Below are 26,348 nucleotides of genomic sequence, written 5' to 3'. Positions count from 1 at the left end.
ATGTCAATCATTTACCACGAAGAAGCCAGAGAGTTTCACCTTTGCAACGGATCTTTCAGCTATATCATGCAGGTTATGGGAAATGGCCAGCTGGGAAACTTATACTATGGAAAACGCATTGCAGACAGGGAATCATTCTCCTATCTCTTTGAAACTGGGGAGCGTCCCCATGCAGCCATCAGCTGTTCCCATCCGGTGGATTTATGCCTTGAGTATACAAAGCAGGAATATCCGGCCTATGGAACGGGAGATTACCGGTACGGCGCGTGTGTCATAAAGCAGGAAAATGGCAGCCGGACCATTGGATTTACGTATCAGTCCCACTCTATTGTGAAAGGAAAGCCTTCCATATTACCCCTTCCCTCTACTTATGTGGAGGATGAGGAGGAAGCAGAAACCTTAAGCATCAAGCTTCATGATGAGGTCATGGATACAGATCTTATCCTGACCTATACCATTTATAAGGAACTTCCGGTCCTTACAAGAAGCGCCAGATTTGAGCATCACGGGCAGGAGGAAATCTCCCTTACCACTGCCATGAGCGGTGCCGTTGATTTACCTGACAGCAATTACGAGATGATTCAGTTATCCGGTGCATGGTCCAGAGAGCGGTATGTGAGAAGGCGTCCCCTGGAGCAGGGAATTCAGGCTGTGTACAGTATGAGAGGCATCAGCAGTGCCGAGCACAATCCGTTCCTTGCCCTTGCCAGAAAAGAAACCACAGAGTGGAGCGGAGAAGTTTACGGCTTCAGTCTGGTATACAGCGGCAGCTTCCTGGCACAGGCAGAGGTCTGTTCACATGAAACCACAAGAGTGCTCATGGGAATTCATCCGGATACCTTTGAATGGCCCTTAAAGACAGGAGAATCATTCCAGACACCAGAGCTTGTTATGGTGTATTCTACAGAGGGGCTCTCCCATATGAGCCAGGTCTACCATAAGCTTTACCGGACACGTCTGGCAAGAGGCTGCTGGAGAGACCGGGAGCGTCCTGTTTTACTAAACAACTGGGAAGCTACCTACATGGATTTTAATGAAGAAAAGATCTTATCCATTGCAAAGAAGGCGAAGGAAACCGGAGTGGAGCTGTTTGTCCTTGATGATGGCTGGTTTGGGGAGCGCAATGACGATGACAGAAGTCTGGGTGACTGGTTCGTCAATAAAGAGAAGCTTCCAGGCGGAATTAAAGGTCTGTCCGAAAAGATTGAAGAGTTGGGCTTGCGCTTTGGCCTTTGGATCGAGCCGGAGATGGTCAATAAAAACAGCCGTTTTTATGAAGCCCATCCCGATTGGATCATATCCACGCCGGGGCGGTATGAGACTCCAAGCAGACGTCAGCACGTTCTTGATTTTTCAAGGCCAGAGGTCATTAATGCAGTTTATACCATGTTAAAGGATGTCATAGGCAATGCAAAGATTTCCTATATCAAATGGGATATGAACCGGTATCTGACCGAGTGCTTTTCCAGGGGCGCTGACCATAAGAGTCAGGGAATGGTCATGCATAAATACATTCTTGGTGTTTATGATTTATACACAAGGCTTATTAAGGACTTCCCAGAAATTCTCTTTGAGTCCTGTGCAAGCGGTGGTGCCAGATTTGATCCGGGAATGCTTTATTTTGCACCGCAGGCATGGTGCAGTGACAATACGGATGCCATAGACCGCTTAAAGATTCAGTACGGAACCACCTTTGTTTATCCCATTTCAAGCATAGGGGCCCATATTTCCGCGGTGCCGAACCATCAGATTCACCGCGTCACGGATTTAAAGACGAGAGGCCATGCAGCCCTTTTTGGAGCCTTTGGATACGAGCTTGACTTAAATAGCCTGACCCCGGATGAAATTGAGACGGTAAAGGAGCAGATTGCATTCTACAAGCAAAACAGAAAGCTTCTCCACCAGGGAACCTTCTACCGGTTAAAGAGCCCATTTGAAGGAAATGATACTGCCTGGATGGTGGTTTCGGAAGATAAGGAGCGTGCCATCGTATCCTATTATCAGGTGTTAAATCCCGCCAATGCAGGCTGGCTCAGATTAAAGCTTAATGGACTTTCCGAGGAGACAGCATATAAAGTTACTCTATGGGATCAGGAAGAAATTTTCTATGGAAGCCAGCTGATGTATGCAGGGATCCCTATTGACAGAGTCCGGTTCTCAAAGGAGACCGGAGATTTTGCCTCTCTTATGATTATGATTGAAAAAGCAGGAAGATAGGGTATTATAATAGAAGCATGCCGTATTTATGACGGCATGCTTCTATTAGTCTTGATGGTCTGATACCTTTTGTTTGGGATTTATGTGTCTTTCTCCCCATTCGGACATCAATTCAAGAATTGGTGTGAGAGTCTCTCCGTCTTCGGTGAGAGAGTATTCTACTCTCGGGGGAACTTCGTTGTATTGTTCTCTATGAACCAATCCATCTGCCTCCAACTCTTTTAGCTGTTTGCTTAAGGTTCTGTGAGCGATTGGCTGCAGTTCGTACCATAATCGATTGTATCGGATTACTTTACATCTGTAGAGCTTGTATAAGATGACCCACTTCCATTTACCTTCTATTTTAGAGATCGTATAATAGATAGGACAATTACCAAATTTAAGATTAAAATCCATGCTCATACTCCTATACTTACAAATAGTTTAGTATATAACATAAATGTTCATACTTGTAACTTGTAACACTATCATATAAACTTTAAGTGACTTTGTCAAACAGATAAAAATCAAATGGCAGGTTATCTTGGTATTTTCATAAGAAATAGATTAAATGAAAGGCAGGAGGTTTATCATGAGAGCGATCATACATGCAGGAACAAGGGGAATACATGGATTACAATATACACAGCAAGCAAACCGATATCCCGGAAAGGGCGAGGTTAAGGTGAGGCTAAAGGCAGCAGGATTGAATCACCGGGATTTGTTTCTTATGAATTCTCCAGTGGATTTAGAGGCTTCCTTCATTCCTGGATCTGATGGGGCAGGTATCGTTGAAGCCGTTGGAGAAGGAGTTACCAATGTTAAGATAGGGGCAGAGGTTATCATTAATCCCTGTTTGGGCTGGGAGAATATGAATCAGGTTCCCGTCGTCCCTGAAATTCTAGGAGGACCAACAGATGGTACATTAGCTGAATTCGTAATCATTCCTCAGGAAAATGCGATTGAAAAGCCATCTTATTTATCCTGGGAAGAAGCTGGTGTTTTATCTTTATCCGCCATGACCGCCTATAGAGCCCTGTTTACGAAGGGGAATCTACAGCCGGGCGAGCATGTACTTATTCCCGGAATCGGTGGAGGCGTTGCAACGTATGCTGCAATGATGGCAGCTGCAATTGGTGCAAAGGTCAGCGTGACTTCAAGGCGTGAGGAAAAGCTTGAAATGGCCAGGAAAATGCCCATAAATCAGGCTGTTGACAGTAGGAGTGACTGGAAAGAAAGTATGGGGAGTGGTTCTGTAGATCTTATATTAGACAGCATCGGACCAGCAACGTTCCAAAAATATTTTGACGTAATAAAACCCAATGGAAGAATCGTAATGTTTGGAAGTAGTTCAGGAGATGATATTACAATCCCCACAAGAGCTATCTTTTTCCCTCAAATTACAATTACCGGAACTTCCATGGCAAGTGGTCAGGAATATAAGGATATGGTGGATTTCATGGAAAAGCACTCCATTCACCCCATGGTAGATTCAACCTATTTCTTAAAAGATACTGCTTTAGCATATGAACGAATGGAGAAAGGCGAGCAGCTTGGTAATATTTCCATCCTAATACGTGAAGAATAAAGTCTAATATTTTGAAAATGGCTAATTTATTATGAGAAAGCACAAAGCGCAATCGCCAGGCTGCTTTCTCATAATACGTTTATAATAATTACTTAAGATTTACAAAACTAATTTTTTAAAATGCGGTTGCGCATGGAAATAACTTATGATATGCTTTTTTTATCTATTAATAACTCCCTGAAGAAGGATTCATGGATCACAAAAAAGAAATAATTCTTAATGAAACAGGCTGTGGAAACAGTTTTTTTTAATTTCTAGGAAAGTTTTAGGAACTCCCCTATAAAATAAAAAGCACGACCTGCAGGATGCGCATGACGCTTAAGAAGAAGGTGTCACTGAAGTGACAGCGTATCAGCGCTAGAGTCTGACTCGTCAGACTCTTTCTTGTTGCAGAATTTTATGATTTATGACATGAATCAGAAAGAACTAAGGTTCTTTGTCGCAGAGCGCAAAGGAAAGGAATCACACATTCTATGGAACAAAAAGTAACGACACACGAAGGGAATCCCCTTGGCTATCAGCCGGTTGGAAAGCTTCTCTCCCAGTTTGCCATGCCGGCGATTATTTCCATGCTGGTAAACTCAATCTATAACATCGTTGACCAGATCTTTATTGGACAAGGAATCGGATATCTGGGAAATGCCGCAACAACCATTGCATTTCCCGTTGTAACGATTGTACTTGCCCTGTCCACCCTTCTTGGTGCAGGAGGAAGTGCCTATGCAGCCATTAAGCTGGGGGAGAAAAAAGAGGAACAAGCAGAAAAAACTCTGGGAACCGTGACTGTTTTAACGATTCTTTCAAGCATTGTTTTAATGATTGCATGCTTTCTGTTTTTAGATCCCATGCTAAGGCTCTTTGGAGCAACGGATAATACTATGGTATATGCAAGACAGTATACGGCTGTTATGCTAATCGGTACTCCCTTTAATATGATAAGTGTGGTGCTGAGCAACATGGCAAGAACCGATGGAAGTCCTACTCTGTCCATGTACGCCATTTTAGTGGGTGCGGTTATTAACACAATCCTAAATCCAATCTATATCTTTATTTTTCACTGGGGAGTAAGCGGTTCTGCCTTTGCGACCATTACTTCTCAGTTCATCTCGGCGGCATTCTTAACCTCTTACTTTGTAACCAGGGGTAAGCATATGAGATTCCGCAAATGCTATATGAAAATCGATCCTCAGATTTTTCGGTCAGCTTTCTCTCTTGGAATGTCAAGCGGTATCACACAGATTGCTTCTACGATTTTACAGATTGTGTTAAATAATTCTCTGGTCTTTTACGGAAATCATTCTGAGGTTGGAGGAGATGTAGCCTTAAGTGCTATGGGTATTGTCAGTAAGATCAGTATGACCTTGGTTTCCATCTGTATTGGAATTGGTATTGGTTCTCAGCCGATTTTAGGATTTAATAAGGGAGCCGGGCAGCCAAAGAGGGTAAAGAGAACCTTCCTGTTAGCAGCAGCGGCCTCAACCTCGGTTTCTTTTGTGGGCTGGCTTGCCTGTCAGATATTCCCAGGTCCTATTTTGAGTATTTTTGGCACACAGGATGCGGAATTTTCTTATTTTGCAATTCGATGCTTAAAGGTATTTATGTTAGGAATTTTTACTGCCGGTTTCCAGGTGGTGGTGACCAGCTATTTCCAGTCCACCGGACAGCCGCTAAAGGCTTCCATACTGTCCATGCTGCGTCAGCTTTTGCTGCTGATTCCTCTCGTACTCATTCTGCCGCTACATTTTGGGCTTGATGGAATTTTGTATGCGGGCCCGCTTGCAGATATTTTATCTGCGATCATAGTCAGCCAGTTTGTAATACGGGAGATGAAGAAGCTGGACAAAGTCTGCAAGGAGGCTTAATTCTGCCAGTAGGGAAAGGGGAGATTTATCATGAGTTTAAAAGCAGAGAAAGCAAAGCTTTTTGCGAAATGGGGAAAAGCAAATCGGAAAATGGCACTGGAGCTGGAGCAGCCAGCGCGTGGAAGCTTTGAACTGGATCCTTTAAAGTTTACAAAACGGGTTCGGGTCAAGACCTTTGATGTCAACGGCTTTTATGGAGTCACCATTAACGGAAGCTACCCTAAGAATGCCCATATTCTTATGCTTCCGGGAGGGGCCTATACCTTAGAACCCACGGAACGAACCAGGGAAATCGGGGAATACCTTGCCGTATATGAAGGCTTTAAGGTATCCATTTTCCAGTATCCCCTTTCCCCGGAATATTCGGCACTGAACGCTCATGAGTGCCTGATGGAAGCATATTCCAGTTTAAGAAAGGAATATCCGGAGGACGATTTTTTCCTTTTTGGAGATTTTTCCGGAGGTGGACTGGCCTTATCCTTTTTGCAGGTGCTGAGAGATAAGGGAGAGCTTCCGATGCCGGTTAAGACGGCAGTGGTATCTCCATGGCTTGATATCGCGCTGGAAAATCCCAAGATCAAGCTATTTCAGAAAACAGATGTTATCTTACCTTTAGAAGCGTTAAGAGAGGCTGGCAGGAAATACTGTGGACCGCTGGAAAATGATCATCCTATGGTTTCTCCCTTATACGGAGACTGGAATGGTCTGGGTCCTATCCTAATATTCTCGGGAACAGAGGAGATATTGACACCGGATTGTGAGCTTTTGGCAGAAAAGGCCGGCAAATTAGAAGGAACAGAAATCATCTATAAAAAAGGTGCCGGCATGTTCCACGACTGGATTAAAGTTCCAAGCAAGGAGACAGACGGAACGTTTAAACTGATTTGTTCTTTTTTTAGGGATGAGGACTGGGAATAAAAAGTGAAGACATGATTAAATCATGAAACACCCCTTGTGGGACAGGCTGGATCCTGTCTCACAAAGGGGTGTTTTTTGTCATGATTATAACGACGCCTTAGCGCCAGATTCTGGCAAGCCAGACTTTTATTTTTGTGGTGTCAAAAAGAGAAGAACATCATCCTGGAAACTGTGCATGGAGACTTTTGTGCTGTTTTCTTTTTCTTCAATCCCTACCCTGGCGATGCGCCGATCGGATAAATTAATGGCTTTCGCCTGGTATCCATGAAGTTCTTTCTTTATTAGAAGCTCCGTGGGATAGGGCATATAGATTAAATACTGTCCCTGGGCTGTCATGGCCATGCGGATATCAGAGGATTTCTCCTCCAAAAGGTCTGACGCCGGAATCAGCTCATCAACAATGGTTCTCTCCATAAAATCAGCCAGATATCCGTAATCCCAGGCACCGGGAAAGAGTAAGGCTTCCTGCATGGAAAAGGATTTGTCAAACCCCTCCCCCATAACAGGATTGGGCTGTTTGCCGCTTTTTTTCCAGTTCCACACCCCATGGGCTCCGTAGGTGATTCCGGCACAGGCCCCGGATAAAAGGCTGCTAAAGGCAGCCTTTCGGATATCAAAGGGCTGGAATCTGCCGTACATATTTCGGCTGTAGCCCATCTGCTCGTAACAGGGCTCTGCATTGATCACAGGTTTTTTCGGGTAATCCCGGTAGAACTTTTCTGCCAGAACGTATGCCATTTGCTGGCCGTCTGCATTGTGCCCTGACTGGTACATATAAAAGCTGATCCGATCTAAAAAGGATTCCGGTATATAATCATATCCACGTTTGATATGCATTGCTTTTAAGGAATCCGGTGACATCTGACAAGCCACAGACAGGGCTGCTTCGTAATAATCCACAGACTCCGGGGTATCAAAATCGGTGTCACCGCTTACCATGTAAATTGGTTCAAATTCCTCAAATGCTTCCACGACTTTTTTGGTATAAGGCTCTACAAGCTCTCTTGGCATGATGTAATCGCTCTTCATCCTGCTTCCCCAGGTGCCGGGAACAAAATTCAGCCATAAGACTACAAGGGCCAGCTGAAAGCCTTTTTCCCTTGCCATTTTGCACATGGTCCTTGCTCGTTCAAAATAGGCGTCATTCCATTTGGTATAATCAAATATAATACCGTCTTGTGTTTCAAATGGGTACACCCCGACATCGGACATGCAGCGGTCCCATTGTGGCAGAATATTGATCTGCAGTACGGTAAAGCCCTGTGCCCAGCGTTTCTCCAGATAAAATTCCCACTCATCCATTGTGGCAGAAGTAAAGGCACTCCAAACGGTGTCTGCAAGATAAAAGAATCTTTGCCCGTCCAGTTTAAAAGTCCTGCCATCCTCATTTATCTTTAGCCTGCTCATTGGCGCCTCCATTTCTTTATTTTCTGCTGATACAGCTTAATATGGTATCCCCTGCTGCTGCCTTATTATGGGCAGACGGCAATACTTCTTCATAATCTCTGGAATTGGTAACGAGGATCATGGTAGTTACATTATAGCCCTCTGCTTTTAATGCCTCAATATCCACTTTTATGAGTGAGTCTCCCTCTTTTACTTCATCCCCGTCTTTGACCAGAAGCTCAAAGTACTTTCCACCCAGCTTTACGGTATCAAGTCCTACGTGAACAAAGATTTCTGCACCAAGAGCAGTTCTGATTCCCACTGCATGAGGATAAGCTGTAATGACCGTACCGGAGCAGGGAGCTTTTATCACATTTGATTCGGGAACTATGGCAATCCCCTGGCCTAAGGTCCCGGAGGAAAACACTTCATCAGGAACTTCAGATAATGGGATAAGAGCGCCGTTTACGGGAGCCTTAATCATCTCGTCCTTCACTTCCGGGACAACCGGAGATTCCGGTTTCTTTTCATTGTCTATGAGCATGCTGTCATCAAATCCAAATAAATAGGTACAGATAGCGGAGCCAAAGTATGCAATGGCACAAGCGATGCAAAAACCGGTAAATCCAACCCCAATATAACCGGTCAGGGTAAGAAGGCTGGTTCCAAGTAAGGCAGGTGCGCCAGCTCCAACGGCTGCCGTGATAGCTCCTGCAATACCAGAGAAAAATGCTCCGATGAAAAATGGTTTTTTATATTTTAGTGTAATACCATAAATAGCTGGCTCTGTAATTCCTGCAAGAACAGCGGAGATAGCAGCCGGTCCGGCAATGTCTTTTACCTTTTTGTCCTTTGTCTTTAAAAAGACTCCAAGAGTGGCGCCTGCCTGCGCAAAGTTATTTGGGCCTGTAATGGTGAACAGGGTATCTCTTCCGTATTGAGTAATGTTATTGATAACAATCGGTACAAATCCCCAATGGAGACCAAACATAACGGCTGCCGGCCAGATGAGACCCAGAATAAAGCCTGCAATGATGGGATTTACTCCTACAATGGTCATATATCCGCCTGCCAAAAGCTTTCCTGCATAATCGGCAATCGGTCCGATCACAAGATAGGTGGCTGGCACCATAACAACCAGAGAAATAAGAGGGGTGAAAACATTTTTAATCACGCCTGGAAGTATCTTCTTTAATCCCTTTTCCAGCTTAGCGAGAGCATAAACGGAAAGTATAATGGGAATGACGGAAGAGGTATAGCTTACTAAAACCACTGGAATCCCTAGAAAGGACAGGGCCTCTTTCGCTTTAAACGCTGCCGTTAGATCCGGGTAGACCAAAGCTGCTGCAATTCCCACAGAAACAAATAAATCAGCGCCAAATTTTTTTGCTGAAGTATAGGCTAAGAACAGCGGCAGGAAGGTAAAGACTCCGTCTGCGGCTGCAAATAATATCCGGTATGTTCCCATATCATTCGTAAGCCATCCCATGGTCGTGCATAGGATAAGGATACCTTTTAATAAACCGGCTCCAGCCATGGCTCCAAGTGTGGGAGCGAAGATTCCGGAAACCGTGCTCATAAACAGATTAATCAGGTTTTTATCTTTTTCTGATGACTCATTTCCAGTTCCTTCATCGTCTGATTTTACATCGGTGACGCGGATTATGGTATTGTAAACATCAGCCACTGCATTGCCGATTACCACCTGAATCTGTCCCCCGGCTTCTACCACGGTAATGACATGTTCGGTCTGTTTCAGTTTTTCCTTATTCACCTTGGAACTGTCGACCACCCGGAAACGGAGACGGGTGGCACAATGGACCAGTGAGCTGACATTTTCTGCACCGCCTACATTGGCTACGATTTGTTTTGCCAGTTCGTCATAATTTTTATTGGCCATAAATTTTCCCTCCTGTAATATGGACACCCCATATGGTACCTTGTATGACTTGTTGTGATTTTATACTAGCATCACCAAAATGGAGGTTCAATCCCCACCGGATTTTTCTCTATCTGTGTTAAAATATTACATGAAAACAATATTAAAATTAATTTTTTTGTGCACATCACCCATGGATTTAAATTTTCTTTAAATCCATGGGCGATGGTTAATGGTAAATATATTTCTTTTTATCAAATACACTGTCTCCTTCTATCAGCCGGGTTCTGTAATAGACCCTGACGATTTCATCTTCCTTATCTGTCAGTCGGCGGATCAGATGCTTCATGCCGGCCAGGTGCCTGTTTGTATGGGTTCCTTTGATAAGAGTCAGATTAAGGCCGGGAATGCTCTGTATAGGAAGGGCGTCAAAACCAATCAGGGAGATTTCTCTGGGTATTTTCATATTCCGCTCCAGGAGAGCCTTTGTGGTACCCAGGGTAATAACAGAGCTTTCCAGTACAAAGGCAGTCGTTTTTAAAATCCCCCGGTCTAGGTACTGATTCATGGCATCATAAACGTCATCAACCGTATCTCCCAGGCGGAGAATCCGGTTGGTGCCATCTCCGCACTGGCGTACTTCCATTTCTTCGATAAAAGCCTTTCTTCGCTCTGAAAAGTTAAATATATCAATGGACTGTGCCAGATAAACAATATGGCTGTGCCCTTTGTCCACCAGATAATCCACTCCCCGCCTTATGCCTTCTCTGTTATCCACCAGGTAGCTGTCAGCCTCCAGCTCATAGAACAGATTGTCTCCAATTACGATAGGAATGTTTAATCTTAAAAAGGGATAAACATCACTCCCCATCATTTCCGCAGCCATGAAATAGATTCCTTTGATGTTCCTTTCCCTGATTTTCGTTAACATTTCTTCCAGATTCCCGGTTTTTTCATAAAATACTTCGTATGAAAAACAGTATCCGCTAAGGGCGCAGAGAGATTCCATATCTTCAAACAAGCGGGAGACGGGCTGGTTTGCAATTTGTTTCAGTATGAGTCCATGCTTAATGTAAGTTAAAAATAATATGGTCCCCTTGTTATCAGCTTTCATAAGCCTGCTCTTTCTTTGCTCTGCCCGTTCCATTTCTTCTATATAATTAAAAACCCGCTTTCTGGTCTCTTCATTCACTCCGGGCTTATGATTTAAAACTAGGGATACGGTTGCTGGCGACAGCTTAAGTGCTGACGCAATATCCTTGGATTTGATTCGCATGATGTTTATCACCTCACTTTATTATTTACCAGATATTCTTTAGAAATTTATTAAATCTTAGAAAGAGCCTCATTCCATTGGTTCACACGCCTGATTCTTGTCTGGGAATCCATAGCTGGGGTATAGATATCATACTCTATTTGCCCAAATATTTCTTCTTCTTTTGAAATTCCGGCTGCCATGCCTGCCAGATAGGCAACACCGATGGCAGAAAGCTCCTCCTGTCTGGAGGCCCGAAGTGTCTGTCTTGCAATATCACTTTGAAACTGCATCAATCGGCTGTTTTTTGCAGGTCCTCCGTCTACACACAATTCCTTTAAGCTGCAAGCACTGTCCCGTTCCATAGCATTTAGAACATCCATGACCTGGAAGGCGATGCTGTCTAGGGCGGCTTTTGCAATTTCTGCCCTTCCAGTCGTCCGGCTCATTCCCCATAGAACTGCCTTCGCATCCTCCTTCCAGTAAGGCGCGGAAAGACCGGTAAAGGCCGGAACAAGAACGGTGCTATCCTCAGGATTAGAAATGGCGGCCAGCTCCTCCGCCTCTTTGGCGGAGGAAATCAGCTTTAAGTCATTTTGAAGCCAGGATATTACTGCCCCGGCATAATGGATATTTCCCTCCAGTACAAACTCCACCTTTCCGTCAATTCCCCAGGCAAGAGAAGTGGCAAGTCCTGCATGGCTGGCGGCAAAGGTACTTCCTATGTTCATCATAATGGAAGAGCCAGTTCCATAGGTGGCCTTTGCCATGCCCTTACAATGGCATTTCTGGCCGAAGAGCGCACTGTGGGAATCTCCCATGACCCCATGAATGGGTATTTTTTTATTTAGGAATCCCCCAAAGTCTGTATAACCAAAGCAGGCATTGCTGTCCATCACTTCGGGAAGAGATGTCATCGGAATGCCAAAAAGTTGGCACAGCTCCTGGTCCCAGCAAAGTGTATGGAGGTTAAAGAGCTGAGTGCGGGAAGCGTTGGAATAATCGGTATAAAAACTTAACCCATCTGTCAGCTTATAGATAAGCCAGCTATCCATGGTCCCAAGGCAAAAGGGTTCCTTGGGCCTTAGGTGGGTAAGGAGCCAGGCCATCTTTGAAGCCGGATAATAGGGGGATAGAGAAAGTCCGGTCTTTTCCCGGACCATTTCCTTTTCCTCCTGAAATCGCTCTGTGATTTCTTTTGCCCTGGCGCACTGCCACACCACGGCATGTGCCAGAGGATTGCCCAATTTATCCCATAAAGCAGTGGTCTCCCTCTGATTACTGATACCAACAGCCGCAATGCTTGCAGCATCTATTCCAGTTTTATCCACTACATCCCGGACGGATTGGAGGGTGTTTTCATAGATTTCAGTCAGGTCATGGGATACCCAGCCATGTTCCGTTATGATCTGCTGATGCTTTAAGTCAGCTCTGCCTACAAAACGTCCTTTTTCATCAAACAGGACAGCCTTTGTTGCCTGGGTACTCTGGTCAATTGCAATTATATATTTCATTGCTATCCCTCGCTTCTTGCCTTTTTCACAGCAGCCACCATACCTAGGTCATCCAGGCCGTAATAATGGAATATCTCATGATTGGTACCGGAAATCAGGTGACCGTCTGGAAGAGCTAAGTTCACCACCATTTTTTTTGTTTCCCTAGAAACGATTTGAGCCACCATGCTTCCAAGTCCCCCATATGGGGAGTGCTCCTCTGCGGTGATAATGACATCTGCCTGACTGGCCGCCCTTTTGACAGCTTCTTCATCTATGGGCTTTAAGCAGTACATATCTATGAGCCCTACATCATATCCCTGCCTTTCCAGCTCTTTCTGTGCCTTTACACCGTATGGAACCAGCTCGCCGCAGGTAATGATAACGGCATCCTTCCCTTCTGCCAGAACATGGGCGCGGTTTAAAGTAAAATCCATATCATCCCCGTAAATGTCTTCGGTAGCAGAGCGGCTGACTCTTACGTATGCAGGTTTTTCATCCTTTAACAGTTCCCGGATTAAACGGGCAGTCTGAAACCGGTCGCTTGGGACATAGACCCGCATATCAGGAAGGCAGGCCATGGCCCCAATATCCTGGAGGGAGTGGTGTGTCATTCCAAGAGCGCCGTAGCTTATGCCGCCGCTGATGCCAATCAGGGTCACATTGGTACCGGAATAGGCAACGTCTACTTTTACCTGCTCATAGCTTCTTGTGGAAAGAAAGCTGGCGGGAGAGGCTGCAAAGACTTTTTTTCCGCAGGAAGCCAGACCAGCGGATACAGAAACAAGATTCTGCTCTGCAATACCAAGCTCAATAAACTGCCGGGGAAATGCCTGGGCAAATGGGGCAAGAGAGGCAGAGCCTCTGGAATCCGAGCATGCCACAACAATCGTTCGGTCATTTTCCGCAGCTTCCATAAGAGTTTCACAAATTGCCTGGCGGTTTGTTATGTGGTTCATGAAAGCACCTCCTCTAATTCTCTGACAGCCGTCTGATACTGTTCTTCGTTCATCACCCCGTGATGCCATCCCTTTTGATTCTCCATAAAGGAAACTCCTTTTCCTTTTACCGTGTGGGCAATTACAGCTGTGGGCTGTCCCTTACACAAAGCCGCCTGCTGGTAGGCAGAGAGAAGACTGTCACAGTCATTGCCATCTTTCACATCGATGACGTTCCAGCCAAAGGCCCGGAACTTCTCTCCAAGGTCGCTTGTGCACATAACTTCATTGGTAGTTCCACTGATCTGAAGTCCATTTAAGTCTACCGTGGCACATAGATTATCAAGCTTATAGTGGGAGGCGGACATCATGGCCTCATAATTGGAGCCTTCCGCCATTTCACCATCTCCAAGAACCACATAGGTGCGATAGGTCTTTTCATCCATTTTTGCGGCAAGAGCCATTCCCACGCCTAAGGAAAGTCCGTGACCCAAAGACCCAGAGTTTATCTCGATTCCTGGCACGCTGGTATTTGGATGTCCGATGTAAGGGGAATTGAAAGCACAAAAAGAGTGAATGGCCTCTTCCTTGTCAAAAAATCCCAGGTCGCCAAGAACCATGTAAAGGGCATCCACACAATGACCCTTGCTTAGAAGAAACCGGTCTCTGTTCTCATCCTTCATGTTTTTAGGACTTATATTCATGACCTGATAATAAAGCACGGTCAAAATGTCCACAACGCTTAAATCTCCTCCTACATGGCCTGCTTTGGAATTGTAGATTTCCTCAATAATATCCCGGCGCAGCTCATAGGCCTTTTTTTTCAGTCGTTCCATAATTTTCTCCAATTCAGTTTATTCTCCGCGAATATATGCTTTTATTTCTTCCTCGTTGTTGTCATACAGGTCCGGGGTAATGCCAAGATATTTGCAGGCTTCATAGAGGACCGGGACCACATCCTTATGGATGCCCACGCAGTGATGAATGTAAGGGCCTTCCACGATCTTAGCTTCCAGGCGCTTTAAATTCTTTACCTCCACCCACACATAGGTCCCCTTGGTGTAAGGACCTTCAATCCCTTTGGCGTTTCCAAGGAGTAGAGAGTACTCTCCATTGTCTCCGTCAAACCGGCACAGAGTCATGTCTCCAAGCTTAGCCTGTGCTTCTACAGCGCCGGGGTGAGAAAATGCCAGAGGGTATCCTATGGTTGGCTTACAGGCTGCACAGGATAAGGGCCAGGGGCCGCAGTGCTGGAGAAGCTCTCCATTTTCATTGTCCGGATGGCGCACGGTCCAATCCGCAAAAAAGGTTCTGGCCTCATCCATTCCAGCCGCTTCGCACATAATAGCGGTAATTGCCCCGTGTATATCGGTTTCGCACACAACGGGAAGTCCTTCTTCATTTAACAGGCTGTTGGCGGCGCAGGGCATGATTCCGATTTCTGACTGAAGGGCATTCCAGCACTGAATTGCCACTGCATTACAGCCATAGCGTTTAGCCAGAGCTTTCATGGCTATTTTTAAGGCTGCCACCATCTCTAGTTCTTCCTCGTTAATAGCCACATTGAAATTTTCTCTGCAGTACGCCATGATTTCTTGAATCGTTTCCTTATCTTCCCGTACCCTCTTTATCTCTGCTGTCAGTTCAGGCATGGGAATAGGGGCCAGCTGTATCTGAAATCGCTCTAAAAGTTCACCTTCGTTACACATGGTGGACCAGAAATCAAAGGGTCTTGGTCCGATCTGCAAAATTCTTGTTTTCCGAAATGTTTTCACCACGTTACAGACAGCAAGAAAGTTACGGATTCCCCTCTCAAATTCTTCATCCTCCAGCCTGCAATTGCATAAATAGGTAAATGGAATCCGAAATCTTCTAAGTACCTTACCAGTAGCAAACAGTCCGCACTGACTGTCTCTAAGACGAATGCCATCTTCATCAGGACGTTCATCCCTTGGCCCCCAGAGAAGTACCGGTACATTAAGTTCTTTTGCGAGTCTGGCCACTTCATATTCCGTGCCGAAATTACCATGGGGTACAAATAAGCCATCCACCCCTTGTTCTTTAAATTTCTTTTCAATTCTGACCCGGTCTTCTTCCCGGTGAAGCAGTCCATCTTCTGAAATATCCTTTATATCCACAAAGGATACTCCAAGTTCTTCCAACCGTGCTCTTGTTAAATCCGCATACTTCACTGCATCCGGAGCCGAAAAGATACTCCTTCTGGTAGGGGCGACCCCCAATACTACATTTGCCATTGCATGACCTCCTGCCACTCATTTGATACCCCTATTATTTGCTTATATCTACTTAATATCAATCAATAATTAAGCAAACTTCAGTGATTAATTGACTTAATTTACTTAATCTGATACAGTGTTCTCAAATGATTTGCTGAAAGGAGTATTCGGGATGTCCATAACGGCAAAAGAGCTTGCTAAACTACTTAATCTATCTGAAGCTGCCATTTCCATGGCCCTTCATAATAAGCCAGGAGTCAGTACCGGAACACGGAAAAAGGTGCTTGAGGCGGCGAAGGCACAGGGATATGATTTTTCCAGAATTGGGGAACCATCTTTCCGGACAGGGTATCAGGGCACCGTACATTTTATTATTTATAAAAGAAGTGGGGCAGTGGTAGGGGACACTCCTTTTTTCTCCCAGCTTTCGGAGGGGGTAGGCCTGGGCTTAAAGGAGTCTCCCTATCATCTGAATGTGACTTACCTTTATGGCGATGACCGGGTGGAGGAACAGCTTTCTGATGTGGTTCGCTCCGGAAGCAAAGGCATTCTTTTGCTGGGAACGGAAATGCAGGAGCATGATTTCAAGCCATTTTTAAAGCTTCCGATTCCCCTTGTGGTTCTGGATACCAGTTTTGAAAATATCAGTGGAAACTACGTCCTTATCGACAATGTACAAGGGGCATATTTTGCAACTCGTTATCTGATCAAAAAATTAAAGGTCCAGCCAGGATACTTACAGTCATCCTATCCCATAACCAATTTTCTGGAGCGGTCCGATGGTTTTTATAAAGCCGTGCGGCAAAATGGAATGTCTGCCTCAAAAACTCAGGTGCACCGGCTGACTCCTTCCATGGAAGGAGCCTATGCCGACATGACTGCGCTTCTAACCCAGGGGGAAGTCCCAGCCAGATGTTATTTTGCGGACAATGATTTCATCGCTGCGGGAGCTATGAGGGCCTTTCGTGATTATGGCTACCGCATTCCCCAGGACGTAGCCATTGCTGGTTTTGATAATTTACCAATCAGTACAATGATCGAGCCGCCGCTCACTACCATACACGTTCCAAAGCAAAGTATTGGGATACTGGCGGCCAAAAGACTGGTGGAGTTAATTGGGGATAAAAGTAAAGATCCCGTGAAAATATTGGCAGGCACAACTCTGATAAAACGAAAATCTGTATAAAAAAGAAAGGTGTCATGAAGCAACGATGAAGCTGCTTTATGACACCTTTCTCTGATTTGTGATGAAGTACTATGAACAAAGGGACGGATTAAAGTCTGGCTAATGACTGAAGGGCGTGGCCTTCAATCAGAACCTCGTAATGTTCCTTGTAGTACGCTTCGGAAGCGTAATCCTGACGAATCTTAGAGCCATATTCTGCAAGCAGGTTGCAGATACGGTTAAACTCTGTTGTCTTGTCAGGAGAATTGCGCAGTACCAGGAAATACTGTCTGGTAGATGGCTTTTTATATAATGTATTCTCTCCGTCATAAACCTGTCCGATTGCCCTTGCGGCGTCGGAAATCTGATCCAAACTTTGAAAACTATAGATTCGTATGGAGGAAGCACCAGTAGATTCTTTTGGCTTTTCGGCTTCCGGTTCGTTCTTCTTATCGATTCCCAGCAGATTTAACAAGCCGTCAGCACCTTCTAATAGTTCGCTGGCCAGATCTCCTGGCATGGAATCCAAGTCTTCATCAGTAGATGGTGAAAATTTTGCAAATCTTGTATCTAATTCTTCCGGATCTTCAATCTTTGTAATAACTAACATTACGCTTTCGTTGGATAATGGGATCGCTTCTACCATGAGAGGAATGTCTTCTGCTTCGAATCCCACTTCGTTAGAGGCTTTCTGAATCATCTCGCGGAACAGGTTGCGGGCTTTTTCACTGCCGTAAGCAAGCTCGCCTAAATTTAGGTTTCGGACACTTAAATCAAAGCTGGTAAGCGTACAACGGATCTGATTTTCATTGATACGTTCTATCTTCATAGGATCACTTCCTGTTCTATTTAAAAATGGTATATGAATATTTACATACTTCCTCAACATAACTATACTATATAATATAGCAAAAAGGCAATTACTATGTGAAAAAATTTATATAAATTTAAGGTTTATATGCAAAAAACCGGGTATCCTATGTAATTCATGGGATTTATCAGTTTTGTTTTTGATATGATTTTTTGGGATTTTATATCTTGTAGTTTACCTTTTAACGATAGATTAGAGTCTGGTTATAAATGGTCACATATGTATTTTTTAAATACATTATATTGTAATATTTTTGATGTATAATATGAAAAATGAAAGCATTAAGACACGCTTATTTTTCCTGTAAATTTAGGATAACAAATATTGTAGTTAATGGTAATATATGGTAGTATTGTATCAGGAGTAACCGAATACAGGGTGGTACCCTCCAGCTTTTATGTCTTTACGTCATAACGAGATGGGAGGTGGTGTCGGATATGTTTTCATTTGCAGACGTGCTTTTATTTGCAACCTTTATCCTGGCATTGCTGACTTACATAGATAAGTTAAAAAAATAGCCTACCCTGCAGCGAACAGGATAGGCGGTGTCCATTAGGACATTTTGCTTTGTCTGGGAGCTTCCACCTTGTGTGGCGGTTACTCTTTTATATTACTAATATATCATCTATATATCTTCATGTCAACTTGATAAAAGCGCAATTATGTATATATAATAATTTGCTAGTAATCGGTAATTCCTGCTTGCTTTTTAATACAGAAAACATAGATAATCTTACAATCGATGATTATTAAGAAAGATAGTATTTGAACAGAGAAAATAAATTTAACAAAAAATTAATTGCTAAAAATCAAAAAATGAAATAAAATGGATGCCAAGAGATGATATTGGACAGGCAATTAAGGAGGTGGCTGCAATAAGCGCCGTTCTGTTTGGAAAATATCAGCTACGTGGCATCTTGGGAACCGGTCGGGCAGGAACAGTATTTCTGGCGGTTCATCTTGGGCTTGAGGAATACCGTGCAATCAAGCGGGTACCCAAAAGCATTCTCAATTACGATCGTTTCAGACGAGAAGCACTTGTTCTAAAGGAGCTTCGCCATCCCGGAATCCCCATTGTTTATGACGTAGAAGAAGACGAATCATATAGTTATTTAATCGAAGAGTATCTGGAAGGAGAATCTTTATTTGACCTTGTAAAAAAGCAGGGCCATCTGTCTAGGGAACTGGCCATATATTATGGGATCCAGTTGACCAACATCATTCATTACCTGCATTCCGCAGGACCAAACCCCATTTTACATTTAGATTTACAGCCGAAGAACCTTTTGTTGTGCCATGATACGGTGAAGCTGATTGATTTTGGACTTGCCGCATCCATGGATGTTGCCAATGAGCCAGGCGAGCGGTACGGGACCGTAGGATGTGCGGCACCGGAGCAATACAAAAAAGACGGAATCCTGGATGAGAGAACAGATATCTATGCCATTGGTACGATCCTCCATTATTTATACACAGGAACATTTCCAAAGCTGCCATATAAGCCGGGCCAAACTGTGGAGCCTGCTCTGTCAGCCATTCTATCCGGTTGCCTCAAGGAAGAAAAAGAAGACCGCTTTTCAACGGCACAAGCGCTTGGTGAAAGGCTAATACAGCTTAAAAACATGGGAACGGCTGCGAAAGACCGTCTACAATCATCATCTCTTACGATTGCTCTGTTCGGGAGCAAGCCAGGGGCCGGAGCTACTCACATCGGAATCGGCCTGTCTGTCTATCTTAGAAATCTAGGTTACCCCAATTTATTAGAAGAAAAAACAGATTCCGGTATGGGAGCTGGTCTCTTTGCCTATGCCGGAGGAGTACGGGACCAATATGGTCTTTTGCGTCATCATGGATTTGTCTGGAAGCCCTACTACGGTCCTGGAGTAAAGCTTAAGGAACCTCCTATTCACGTGAAGATTCTGGATTACGGTGCTTGTGAAGAAGCCGTTCTTTCCGGGGAAATTGACGCCATCCTCATGGTTTGTGACGGAAGCCAGTGGAGCAGTGAAACGTCGTGGCAGGCGGCAAGCAGGGCAGTGAAAAAAGGATTGCCCTATGGAATTATATATAATCACACGGTTCCAGGGGCCAGAATCCGGCTGCCGGAAGGTGGCGAAGCCGCCCGGTGTTTTCGTGCGCCTTATTTTCCTGACCCTTTTTCTATTGAAAAGGGAGAATTACAGTTTTATAAGGCACTTCTTTCCAGGCTGCTAAAAGATAAGAATATGAAACAAAGATGGTTGGCCGGAATAAGAGGCAGGCTGGTGTCCTGGGTTACAGGGCTTTTTGATCCAATGGTTTCAGGAAAAGCAAAGAGCATCTGGAAGGGATGGTAATTATAAAAGGAAAGAAAAGAATGTTCCAGCGTTTTTTTAGAAATGGAAAGAAAGAGACGGGACAGGAGATCATCGGCATCATTGGTGCAGGACATAGCGTAGGGGTGACTCATTTTGCAGTCATGACAGCAGGATATTTAAGCGGTATTTTAAGACGTAGATGTGCAGTTTTGGAATGGAACAGACATGGTGATTTTGCCAGAATGAGAGAGGTATGCGCAAAAGAACAGTTTCAGAAAGGAAGTTTCAAGCTTCTGGAGACCCAGTACTATGAGAATGCGGGGATCAATACACTTTTGCTGTGCAAAAAGTCAGAATTCCAGACTGTAATTGTGGATTATGGTACGGCAGAGGAAGACGGTTTTAAGGAATTTTTAAGATGTGACAGACAGTTTCTCCTGGGAAGCCTTAGCGAGTGGCAGATGAAGGCGTTTCTGGAGTTTGATAGTAAAGGGAATAAGGCGGAGAAAAGCTGGGAGACCTTCCTGACATTTGGCAGTGAAGAAGCCAGAAAAAATATGGAAAAGAGGCTGAAGTGCCCGGTACGAAGAATTCCAGTTTCAGTAGACGCTTTTGCTGTCACTGGAGAAATGATTAAATTTTACCAACAGATATTTTAAGACTGCAGAGAGGATTGTGTCACGAAACTGTCCTTGTGGTCCTCTCCCATGCGGTTCTTTACAAATGAAGTTACAGGGGAGATGCATATGAAAAAAAGAAAAGCCAGAAAACGGGTGGAAGATACCAAAGAATCCCAGTATCTGGAGGGGCTTAAGAAATACCGGGATCAGGGGATTCCCATTATAATAGATGGAAAAGAATCTCCGGAAGAAGACTGGAACAAGATATTTAAAGTAAAGGAGGAGGATTGCTTTTACATGGCGGACTATGTTCCGAATGAAACAACTGGAAAGCTTAAGGAAATAAGATTTGATAAAATTTATAACCGGTAGTTTTCCGTCAGCATAAGGGGTGCGCAATGGGATGCCATCTTCAGCCTAAAGTTGGCTTAGCTTGAGCATCAGGGTGGGATCGGGGAAAATTAACGTAATGAAAATGTAAATTCCAAAAATCAGGAAATATGATATAATCGTAAAGAAAAATGTAGAACTATATGCAGACAACACGATCCAATAGCAGGAGGAAAGCAGATGAATAGGAAAGCCGTCCCGGTTCTCGTGGCGCTGGGATTGATTTTAATCATAATTGCCGGTTTCTTTGGAACCCGGATTATAGAGCGATATATCCCCACCAATCAAAAAGCAGATATGACAGAGCTGCTGGGAGTAAAAGATGACGAAGTAGCCCTGTATCTTAATGAGGAATTGCAGGAAGAGAAAGGGATATTTGTAGAAGGACAGACGTATCTTCCCATTGATTGGGTCAACCGTACGTTAAATGAACGTTTTTACTGGGATACCAATGAAAAGCTTCTCGTATATGCGCTGCCGGACTCCATTGTCTATGCGGATCATTCCACCGTGGGGAGTACTGGTAAGCCCCTGATCTGGGTGGATAAAGATGCAGTATATCTTTCTGCCGGCCTGGTGGCTAACTATACAGACATCCGGGTGTCTGCCTATGACAGCGCACTTAATAAACGGATTTTTATCAATAACACATGGGATGCCTTAAATAAAGCAGTCGTAAAGAATGACAGCAATATCCGTGTAAAGGGAGGGGTTAAAAGCCCCATTGTGACCTGGAGCGCCAAAGGGAGCCATGTCACAGTCCTTGAATCCATGAAGCGGTGGGACAAGGTAAGGACGGAAGACGGATTTGTTGGGTATGTGGAGCACAGACATCTTGGCGAAAGAACAAGTGAGACTTTAAAAAGCACCTTTGAAGCGCCTGTCTATAAAAGCATAACTATGGATGAGCCAGTGAATCTGGCCTGGCATCAGCTGACCAGTTCAGACGGAAATGCTTCCTTTGACAGCTTGATTGCCAATACAAAAGGAGTCAATGTCATATCCCCTACCTGGTATGAGCTTACCGATAACGAAGGGAATTTTAAGTCCCTGGCAGACGCGGGATATGTAAAGAAAGCCCATGATAAGGGATTGAAGGTTTGGGCTCTTATCAATAATTTCAGTAAGGACGTGAATACAGAGATACTGTTATCCAAGACTTCTACAAGGCGGAAGCTCATTGAATCCCTGATGGCAGAGGCCAAAAAGTATGGTTATGATGGGATTAATCTGGATTTTGAAGGAATTAAGGAAGAAGCCGGAGTACACTACATACAGTTTATCCGGGAGCTGTCCATATCCTGCCGGAAAGATGGACTTGTATTATCTGTGGACAACTATGTGCCTATGGCGGGGAATAAGTTCTATAACCGGAAGGAACAGGGCATTGTAGCAGATTACGTCATTATCATGGGATATGACGAACATTATGCCGGAGGAGATGCCGGTTCCGTTGCCTCGATTGGATATGTAGAAAATGGAGTTAAGGACACTCTATTAGAGGTTCCAAAGGAAAAGGTCGTCCTTGCCATTCCATTATACACCAGAGTCTGGACCGAAGACGAGAGCGGAAAAACCACCTCATCCTCCATTGGAATCGCAAAAGCAAAGGATTGGGTCACTGAAAATAAAGTAGAACTCAGCTGGCTGGAGGAATCAGGCCAGTATTACGGAGAGCTTAAGTCCACGGATGGCATGAAAAAGCTTTGGCTGGAAGAAGAGCGTTCCATAGGATTAAAGATGAATGTAATCAAACAGTATGATCTTGCAGGAGTTGCCTGCTGGAAGCTTGGATTTGAGCCGGCTGATATATGGGATGTTATAAAGCTGGATAAAAAATAAACGAATGAGAGTTAGAGACAGGAAGGTCATGTCATGAAGAAGAGGTTCATATTGGCAGCAGTCATAGTGGCTGTATGTGTGACAGCAGGATGTTCCCTTAAGGAGCAGGTGCCGGAAAACACGAAGGAGAGTGAGGAGAGCAGGAGGGAAACGAAAGCTCCCACCACAGAAATCCCCACAACAAAGGACACCCAGCAGACCACAGAAGCTGAAACACCGGAGGCAGAAGAGGAACCAGGTGTGAAAATTGCGATTGCTACCGATATGCATTATCTTGCAAGAGATTTGACGGATTTTCAAAAAAGCTTTCAGTATACCGTGGATCACGGAGACGGAAAGGTGATGCAGTATGTTTGGGAAATCACGGATGCCTTTATTGAGGAAGTAAAGGAAGAAAGGCCGGATCTGGTCATATTAAGCGGTGACTTAACCTATAACGGAGAAAAAGAAAGCCATGAGGAATTTGCATCTAAGCTGTATGAGATAGAAGAGGCAGGCATTCCAGTCATCGTGATTCCAGGAAATCACGATATCAATAATCAGTTGGCGGCCAGATTTGCAGGAGATACTGTAGAAAAAGCTGAATCCATTACTTCTCAAGAATTTGAGGAGATTTATGAGGATTTTGGCTATAATGAGGCAGTCAGCCGGGATACCGCCTCTCTTAGCTATGTTTATCAGATCAACGATACCACCAGGGCATTCATGCTTGACAGCTGTCAGTACGAGCCAAAAAACCTGGTTGGAGGCATGATAAAGGATGATACCTATGACTGGATCGAAGAGCAGATGGAGGAGGCCCATGAGCTTGGGATGCAGGTGCTTCCTGTAAGTCACCACAACCTTCTTGATGAAAGTGAGGTATATTTACAGGATTGCACCATTGAGCACAGTGAACAGCTGATTGATCAGTTGGAAAGCTGGGAAGTCCCTCTTTATCTAAGCGGTCACCTTCATGTCCAGCATTATATGAAGTCAGCCAAAGATTCCGGAATCGATGAAATCGTCACCAGTTCCCTGGCCACCCCGCCCTGCCAGTATGGAGTGCTGGAGTATAAAAAAGATGGGGGCTTCCGCTACCATACAAAAGCCCTGGATATGAAAGCGTGGGCGGAAAAAACAGGGAACAGGGATAAGAATCTATTGAACTTTGATACATATGGAAAGCAGTTTTTAAGTAAAGTATTCTATAATCAGGCTCAGGATGAATTTGACCGCCGGGATGTGTTAAAGAATCTTACCAAGTACCAAAGAGACCAGATGGCGAAGGTTTATGCAGAGCTTAATGTGGCATGTACGTCGGGAAAGGTCTATTCCATACGGGATAAGGTGATGCAAAAGGCAGGCTATGGGATGTGGCTGGAAGAGGGCTATCAGAGCATTCTTTCAGAGTATGTGCAATGGATTACCTCTGATGGGACAAAGGACTATAATCTGCTGGACAAAGAATGACGGAAAGTCGTCTTAACTGGTTCTTTTTTATTTCACAGGAAGATATAATTCATTAAGAATGTGTATCAGGTAGAAAATGTGAAATTAAAAAAATGGGAACCGTTTATGGCGGTGATTTTGCTTGTATTAGTATATGTCATATCAAGTCAGGCCGGGAAAATGACGGCTGGAGTCAGTGTGAAGGCTGGAAAGGAAAAGCCAGTGGTTGTCATCGATGCCGGACACGGAGGAAACGACCCGGGTAAAATCGGAGTTGATGGGACTCTGGAAAAGGATATCAATCTGCAGATCGCATATCGTCTGAAAAAATATCTGGAAGCCTCGGACGTTGACGTGGTTCTTACCAGAAAGAATGACAATGGTTTATATACGGAACGGGACAGCAAAAAGAAGATGGCGGATATGACCAAGCGATGTGACATTATTAATGATACGAGTCCGGACCTTACCGTCAGCATTCATCAAAACAGTTATCACCAGGAAGAGATTTCCGGAGGTCAGGTGTTTTATTATAAGCGGTCAGATAAGGGAAAACGGCTGGCCGAGATTCTGCAGGAACGGTTTGATTACGTTCTGGGAGATAAAAATACCAGACTTGCCAAACCCAATGATAACTACTATCTACTGCTTCATGTAAAAACTCCTATTGTTATTGTGGAATGCGGATTTTTGACCAACTGGAAGGAAGCCGGTCTGCTAAATTCAGACGAATACCAGGACCGTCTGGCCTGGACGATACATATGGGGATCATGGAATATTTAAATGCAAGATAACAGAAACAAGAGACTTATAAGCGCCCGGGGTACTAAAAAGCACATATTTGACTACCTCTTGTCTACGCTTTTTATAAGTAGTAGATAAATTATGCGAATTCCTCATAAATATTTACTGCGTTTTGATCTCCAAGTTCTACATCGAAAATATAGTATTTCATTGTTGTTTCAATATCAGAATGCCCAAGCCGCTTTTGCACAATAGCGGGATTGGAAATGTGGGAGGCCAATATTGTTGCGTGTGTATGTCTAAGACTATGAAAATGGAATTCCTTAATACCTATCTTATCGTGGCCAGCCTTAATAGCGTTCTTCATGCTCTCTGAGGTGTACAGCTTTCCGTTTTCCTGTCGGCAGACGAAATCGATTTCATCGATGCTTAAGAATTCTTGCGTGATTACTATTCCGGAATCTGTGAGGTAATGTTTATAATAATATTCTCCATATTTTAACCGGTTTTCTGACTGCAGCCTATTTTCAGCTCTTAAGGCGGTATGAAGCGAATCTCCGAACAATATCGTGCGGTAAGAGGTTGGTGTTTTCAAGGAAGAAAAGCACCATTGCTTAGAAACGTGCGATAGCTGTCGACGTATAGTGATAGTCTTATTTTAAGTCTATATCCGTCCAGGTTAGGCCAAAGCATACATTTAAGCGGACACTGGTATAATATCCGATCATAAAAGGTATGTAAAAGTTTGACCCCGGAGGAAAATAATAAACAATTTTTTATAATAACTATTGTTGATGATATACTCTTTTTTGGGCTCTTTTTTATATACCGGTAACCGTACGCCTATCATGGGAGAGACAGAAATATAACGGCAGGGAGAAACGGTGTAGCTTAATGCACTGGAAGTACATGATTTGATGTATTTAACTGTATTTTTAGAAAGTCCTTTTTTCTTCATAGAGTTAACAAAATCTTGGAGGACATCACTGCTCAATGACTATAGGAAATATTTTCCGAGTGTAGGCTTGATGTGCCTTTCAATGATATTCTTATACCCATTTCTGGTATTAATGGTTCCATTAATACAAACGTGTTTATCATAACAATAATCAATATAATCCGAGAAACTGATCTCTGAGGGGGGGGTAAACTTTTGACCGGCGTTGTCGTAGGTTGCCTTGGCCTTGTGTAGGAAGGACTATATGGCGTTGGATATCTGATCTTACCAGCATTCT

The 26,348-nt window shown here is 44.1% G+C and carries 21 protein-coding genes; 11 read left to right on the top strand and 10 right to left on the bottom strand.

Annotated elements, in window-relative coordinates:
* The gene (locus OW255_RS19285) at nucleotides 1-2,217 is read left to right on the top strand and encodes an alpha-galactosidase (RefSeq protein ID WP_024838168.1); all 2,217 of its coding nucleotides are present in this window, start codon (nucleotides 1-3) and stop codon (nucleotides 2,215-2,217) included.
* Between the two features lie 45 nt (nucleotides 2,218-2,262).
* Here OW255_RS19285 and OW255_RS19280 read toward each other — a convergent pair whose 3' ends face one another.
* Nucleotides 2,263-2,613 carry a winged helix-turn-helix transcriptional regulator gene (locus OW255_RS19280; protein ID WP_024838169.1) on the bottom strand — a complete coding sequence of 117 codons (351 nt, stop codon included), beginning with the start codon at nucleotides 2,611-2,613 and terminating at the stop codon, nucleotides 2,263-2,265.
* 175 nt (nucleotides 2,614-2,788) lie between these two features.
* Here OW255_RS19280 and OW255_RS19275 point away from each other — a divergent pair, with 175 nt between their 5' ends.
* The 3 genes from OW255_RS19275 (at nucleotide 2,789) to OW255_RS19265 (ending at nucleotide 6,564) form a co-directional block, all read left to right on the top strand.
* The gene (locus tag OW255_RS19275) at nucleotides 2,789-3,784 is read left to right on the top strand and encodes a zinc-binding dehydrogenase (RefSeq protein ID WP_024838170.1); all 996 of its coding nucleotides are present in this window, start codon (nucleotides 2,789-2,791) and stop codon (nucleotides 3,782-3,784) included.
* A 473-nt stretch (nucleotides 3,785-4,257) separates the two neighbouring features.
* Nucleotides 4,258-5,646, top strand: a complete 1,389-nt coding sequence (locus OW255_RS19270; protein WP_024838171.1) for an MATE family efflux transporter — start codon at nucleotides 4,258-4,260, stop codon at nucleotides 5,644-5,646.
* Nucleotides 5,647-5,676: 30 nt separating this feature from the next.
* The gene (locus OW255_RS19265) at nucleotides 5,677-6,564 is read left to right on the top strand and encodes an alpha/beta hydrolase fold domain-containing protein (protein WP_024838172.1); all 888 of its coding nucleotides are present in this window, start codon (nucleotides 5,677-5,679) and stop codon (nucleotides 6,562-6,564) included.
* 126 nt (nucleotides 6,565-6,690) lie between these two features.
* Here the strand turns inward: OW255_RS19265 and OW255_RS19260 are convergent, their stop codons facing one another.
* From OW255_RS19260 to OW255_RS19230, 7 genes are all read right to left on the bottom strand, one after another.
* Nucleotides 6,691-7,971: a glycoside hydrolase family 140 protein gene (locus tag OW255_RS19260; protein WP_024838173.1), complete on the bottom strand. Its 1,281-nt coding sequence runs from the start codon at nucleotides 7,969-7,971 to the stop codon at nucleotides 6,691-6,693.
* A gap of 16 nt (nucleotides 7,972-7,987) precedes the next feature.
* Nucleotides 7,988-9,850 carry a beta-glucoside-specific PTS transporter subunit IIABC gene (locus OW255_RS19255; protein ID WP_024838174.1) on the bottom strand — a complete coding sequence of 621 codons (1,863 nt, stop codon included), beginning with the start codon at nucleotides 9,848-9,850 and terminating at the stop codon, nucleotides 7,988-7,990.
* 208 nt (nucleotides 9,851-10,058) lie between these two features.
* Nucleotides 10,059-11,105 carry a LacI family DNA-binding transcriptional regulator gene (locus OW255_RS19250; RefSeq protein ID WP_024838175.1) on the bottom strand — a complete coding sequence of 349 codons (1,047 nt, stop codon included), beginning with the start codon at nucleotides 11,103-11,105 and terminating at the stop codon, nucleotides 10,059-10,061.
* A gap of 50 nt (nucleotides 11,106-11,155) precedes the next feature.
* The gene (locus tag OW255_RS19245; RefSeq protein WP_155857780.1) at nucleotides 11,156-12,604 is read right to left on the bottom strand and encodes an FGGY-family carbohydrate kinase; all 1,449 of its coding nucleotides are present in this window, start codon (nucleotides 12,602-12,604) and stop codon (nucleotides 11,156-11,158) included.
* Entirely contained in the window at nucleotides 12,601-13,536 is a 936-nt protein-coding gene (locus tag OW255_RS19240) for a transketolase family protein (RefSeq protein WP_268115041.1), read from the bottom strand. The genes OW255_RS19245 and OW255_RS19240 overlap by 4 nt, the downstream gene beginning before the upstream one ends.
* Nucleotides 13,533-14,351 (bottom strand): transketolase, encoded by an 819-nt coding sequence (locus OW255_RS19235; protein ID WP_024838178.1) that lies wholly within the window; start codon nucleotides 14,349-14,351, stop codon nucleotides 13,533-13,535. The genes OW255_RS19240 and OW255_RS19235 overlap by 4 nt, the downstream gene beginning before the upstream one ends.
* A gap of 18 nt (nucleotides 14,352-14,369) precedes the next feature.
* Nucleotides 14,370-15,770, bottom strand: coding sequence for an L-fucose/L-arabinose isomerase family protein (locus tag OW255_RS19230; RefSeq protein WP_024838179.1), 1,401 nt, complete (start codon nucleotides 15,768-15,770; stop codon nucleotides 14,370-14,372).
* A gap of 154 nt (nucleotides 15,771-15,924) precedes the next feature.
* Between OW255_RS19230 and OW255_RS19225 the strand changes: the two genes are divergently transcribed.
* Complete coding sequence (locus OW255_RS19225) at nucleotides 15,925-16,938, top strand: substrate-binding domain-containing protein (protein WP_268115040.1); 1,014 nt, start codon at nucleotides 15,925-15,927, stop codon at nucleotides 16,936-16,938.
* A gap of 88 nt (nucleotides 16,939-17,026) precedes the next feature.
* On the opposite strand, the gene OW255_RS19220 is transcribed toward OW255_RS19225, so the two are convergent.
* Nucleotides 17,027-17,746 (bottom strand): adaptor protein MecA, encoded by a 720-nt coding sequence (locus tag OW255_RS19220; RefSeq protein ID WP_024838181.1) that lies wholly within the window; start codon nucleotides 17,744-17,746, stop codon nucleotides 17,027-17,029.
* 872 nt (nucleotides 17,747-18,618) lie between these two features.
* Between OW255_RS19220 and OW255_RS19215 the strand changes: the two genes are divergently transcribed.
* The 6 genes from OW255_RS19215 (at nucleotide 18,619) to OW255_RS19190 (ending at nucleotide 25,163) form a co-directional block, all read left to right on the top strand.
* Nucleotides 18,619-20,124, top strand: coding sequence for a serine/threonine protein kinase (locus OW255_RS19215; RefSeq protein ID WP_268115039.1), 1,506 nt, complete (start codon nucleotides 18,619-18,621; stop codon nucleotides 20,122-20,124).
* Nucleotides 20,125-20,144: 20 nt separating this feature from the next.
* Nucleotides 20,145-20,744, top strand: coding sequence for a hypothetical protein (locus OW255_RS19210; RefSeq protein ID WP_268115038.1), 600 nt, complete (start codon nucleotides 20,145-20,147; stop codon nucleotides 20,742-20,744).
* Nucleotides 20,745-20,831: 87 nt separating this feature from the next.
* Nucleotides 20,832-21,077, top strand: a complete 246-nt coding sequence (locus tag OW255_RS19205; protein ID WP_024838184.1) for a hypothetical protein — start codon at nucleotides 20,832-20,834, stop codon at nucleotides 21,075-21,077.
* Nucleotides 21,078-21,275: 198 nt separating this feature from the next.
* Nucleotides 21,276-22,937 carry a glycosyl hydrolase family 18 protein gene (locus OW255_RS19200; RefSeq protein WP_268115037.1) on the top strand — a complete coding sequence of 554 codons (1,662 nt, stop codon included), beginning with the start codon at nucleotides 21,276-21,278 and terminating at the stop codon, nucleotides 22,935-22,937.
* Nucleotides 22,938-22,970: 33 nt separating this feature from the next.
* A complete protein-coding gene (locus tag OW255_RS19195) occupies nucleotides 22,971-24,389 on the top strand; it encodes a metallophosphoesterase (protein WP_268115036.1) in 1,419 nt (472 codons plus the stop codon).
* Between the two features lie 105 nt (nucleotides 24,390-24,494).
* Nucleotides 24,495-25,163: an N-acetylmuramoyl-L-alanine amidase gene (locus OW255_RS19190; RefSeq protein WP_408643069.1), complete on the top strand. Its 669-nt coding sequence runs from the start codon at nucleotides 24,495-24,497 to the stop codon at nucleotides 25,161-25,163.
* 89 nt (nucleotides 25,164-25,252) lie between these two features.
* Here OW255_RS19190 and OW255_RS19185 read toward each other — a convergent pair whose 3' ends face one another.
* Entirely contained in the window at nucleotides 25,253-25,708 is a 456-nt protein-coding gene (locus OW255_RS19185; protein WP_268115035.1) for a tyrosine-type recombinase/integrase, read from the bottom strand.
* Between the last annotated feature and the right edge of the window lie 640 nt (nucleotides 25,709-26,348).

It is taken from the genome of Lacrimispora xylanolytica (assembly GCF_026723765.1).
GTDB lineage: Bacteria > Bacillota > Clostridia > Lachnospirales > Lachnospiraceae > Lacrimispora > Lacrimispora xylanolytica.
Note: the sequence above shows the minus strand (reverse complement) of the source record. Positions and strands in the feature narration are given on the sequence as shown.

Bases quoted from the DNA above. Each gene is read 5' to 3' on its own strand.
- OW255_RS19225 (WP_268115040.1), top strand. From the start codon at position 15,925: ATGTCCATAACGGCAAAAGAGCTTGCTAAACTACTTAATCTATCTGAA.
- OW255_RS19250 (WP_024838175.1), bottom strand. From the start codon at position 11,105: ATGCGAATCAAATCCAAGGATATTGCGTCAGCACTTAAGCTGTCGCCA.
- OW255_RS19230 (WP_024838179.1), bottom strand. From the start codon at position 15,770: ATGGCAAATGTAGTATTGGGGGTCGCCCCTACCAGAAGGAGTATCTTT.
- OW255_RS19280 (WP_024838169.1), bottom strand. From the start codon at position 2,613: ATGGATTTTAATCTTAAATTTGGTAATTGTCCTATCTATTATACGATC.
- OW255_RS19220 (WP_024838181.1), bottom strand. From the start codon at position 17,746: ATGAAGATAGAACGTATCAATGAAAATCAGATCCGTTGTACGCTTACC.
- OW255_RS19235 (WP_024838178.1), bottom strand. From the start codon at position 14,351: ATGGAACGACTGAAAAAAAAGGCCTATGAGCTGCGCCGGGATATTATT.
- OW255_RS19285 (WP_024838168.1), top strand. From the start codon at position 1: ATGTCAATCATTTACCACGAAGAAGCCAGAGAGTTTCACCTTTGCAAC.
- OW255_RS19255 (WP_024838174.1), bottom strand. From the start codon at position 9,850: ATGGCCAATAAAAATTATGACGAACTGGCAAAACAAATCGTAGCCAAT.
- OW255_RS19260 (WP_024838173.1), bottom strand. From the start codon at position 7,971: ATGAGCAGGCTAAAGATAAATGAGGATGGCAGGACTTTTAAACTGGAC.
- OW255_RS19200 (WP_268115037.1), top strand. From the start codon at position 21,276: ATGAATAGGAAAGCCGTCCCGGTTCTCGTGGCGCTGGGATTGATTTTA.
- OW255_RS19215 (WP_268115039.1), top strand. From the start codon at position 18,619: ATGCCAAGAGATGATATTGGACAGGCAATTAAGGAGGTGGCTGCAATA.
- OW255_RS19205 (WP_024838184.1), top strand. From the start codon at position 20,832: ATGAAAAAAAGAAAAGCCAGAAAACGGGTGGAAGATACCAAAGAATCC.
- OW255_RS19195 (WP_268115036.1), top strand. From the start codon at position 22,971: ATGAAGAAGAGGTTCATATTGGCAGCAGTCATAGTGGCTGTATGTGTG.
- OW255_RS19210 (WP_268115038.1), top strand. From the start codon at position 20,145: ATGTTCCAGCGTTTTTTTAGAAATGGAAAGAAAGAGACGGGACAGGAG.
- OW255_RS19275 (WP_024838170.1), top strand. From the start codon at position 2,789: ATGAGAGCGATCATACATGCAGGAACAAGGGGAATACATGGATTACAA.
- OW255_RS19270 (WP_024838171.1), top strand. From the start codon at position 4,258: ATGGAACAAAAAGTAACGACACACGAAGGGAATCCCCTTGGCTATCAG.
- OW255_RS19240 (WP_268115041.1), bottom strand. From the start codon at position 13,536: ATGAACCACATAACAAACCGCCAGGCAATTTGTGAAACTCTTATGGAA.
- OW255_RS19190 (WP_408643069.1), top strand. From the start codon at position 24,495: ATGGCGGTGATTTTGCTTGTATTAGTATATGTCATATCAAGTCAGGCC.
- OW255_RS19265 (WP_024838172.1), top strand. From the start codon at position 5,677: ATGAGTTTAAAAGCAGAGAAAGCAAAGCTTTTTGCGAAATGGGGAAAA.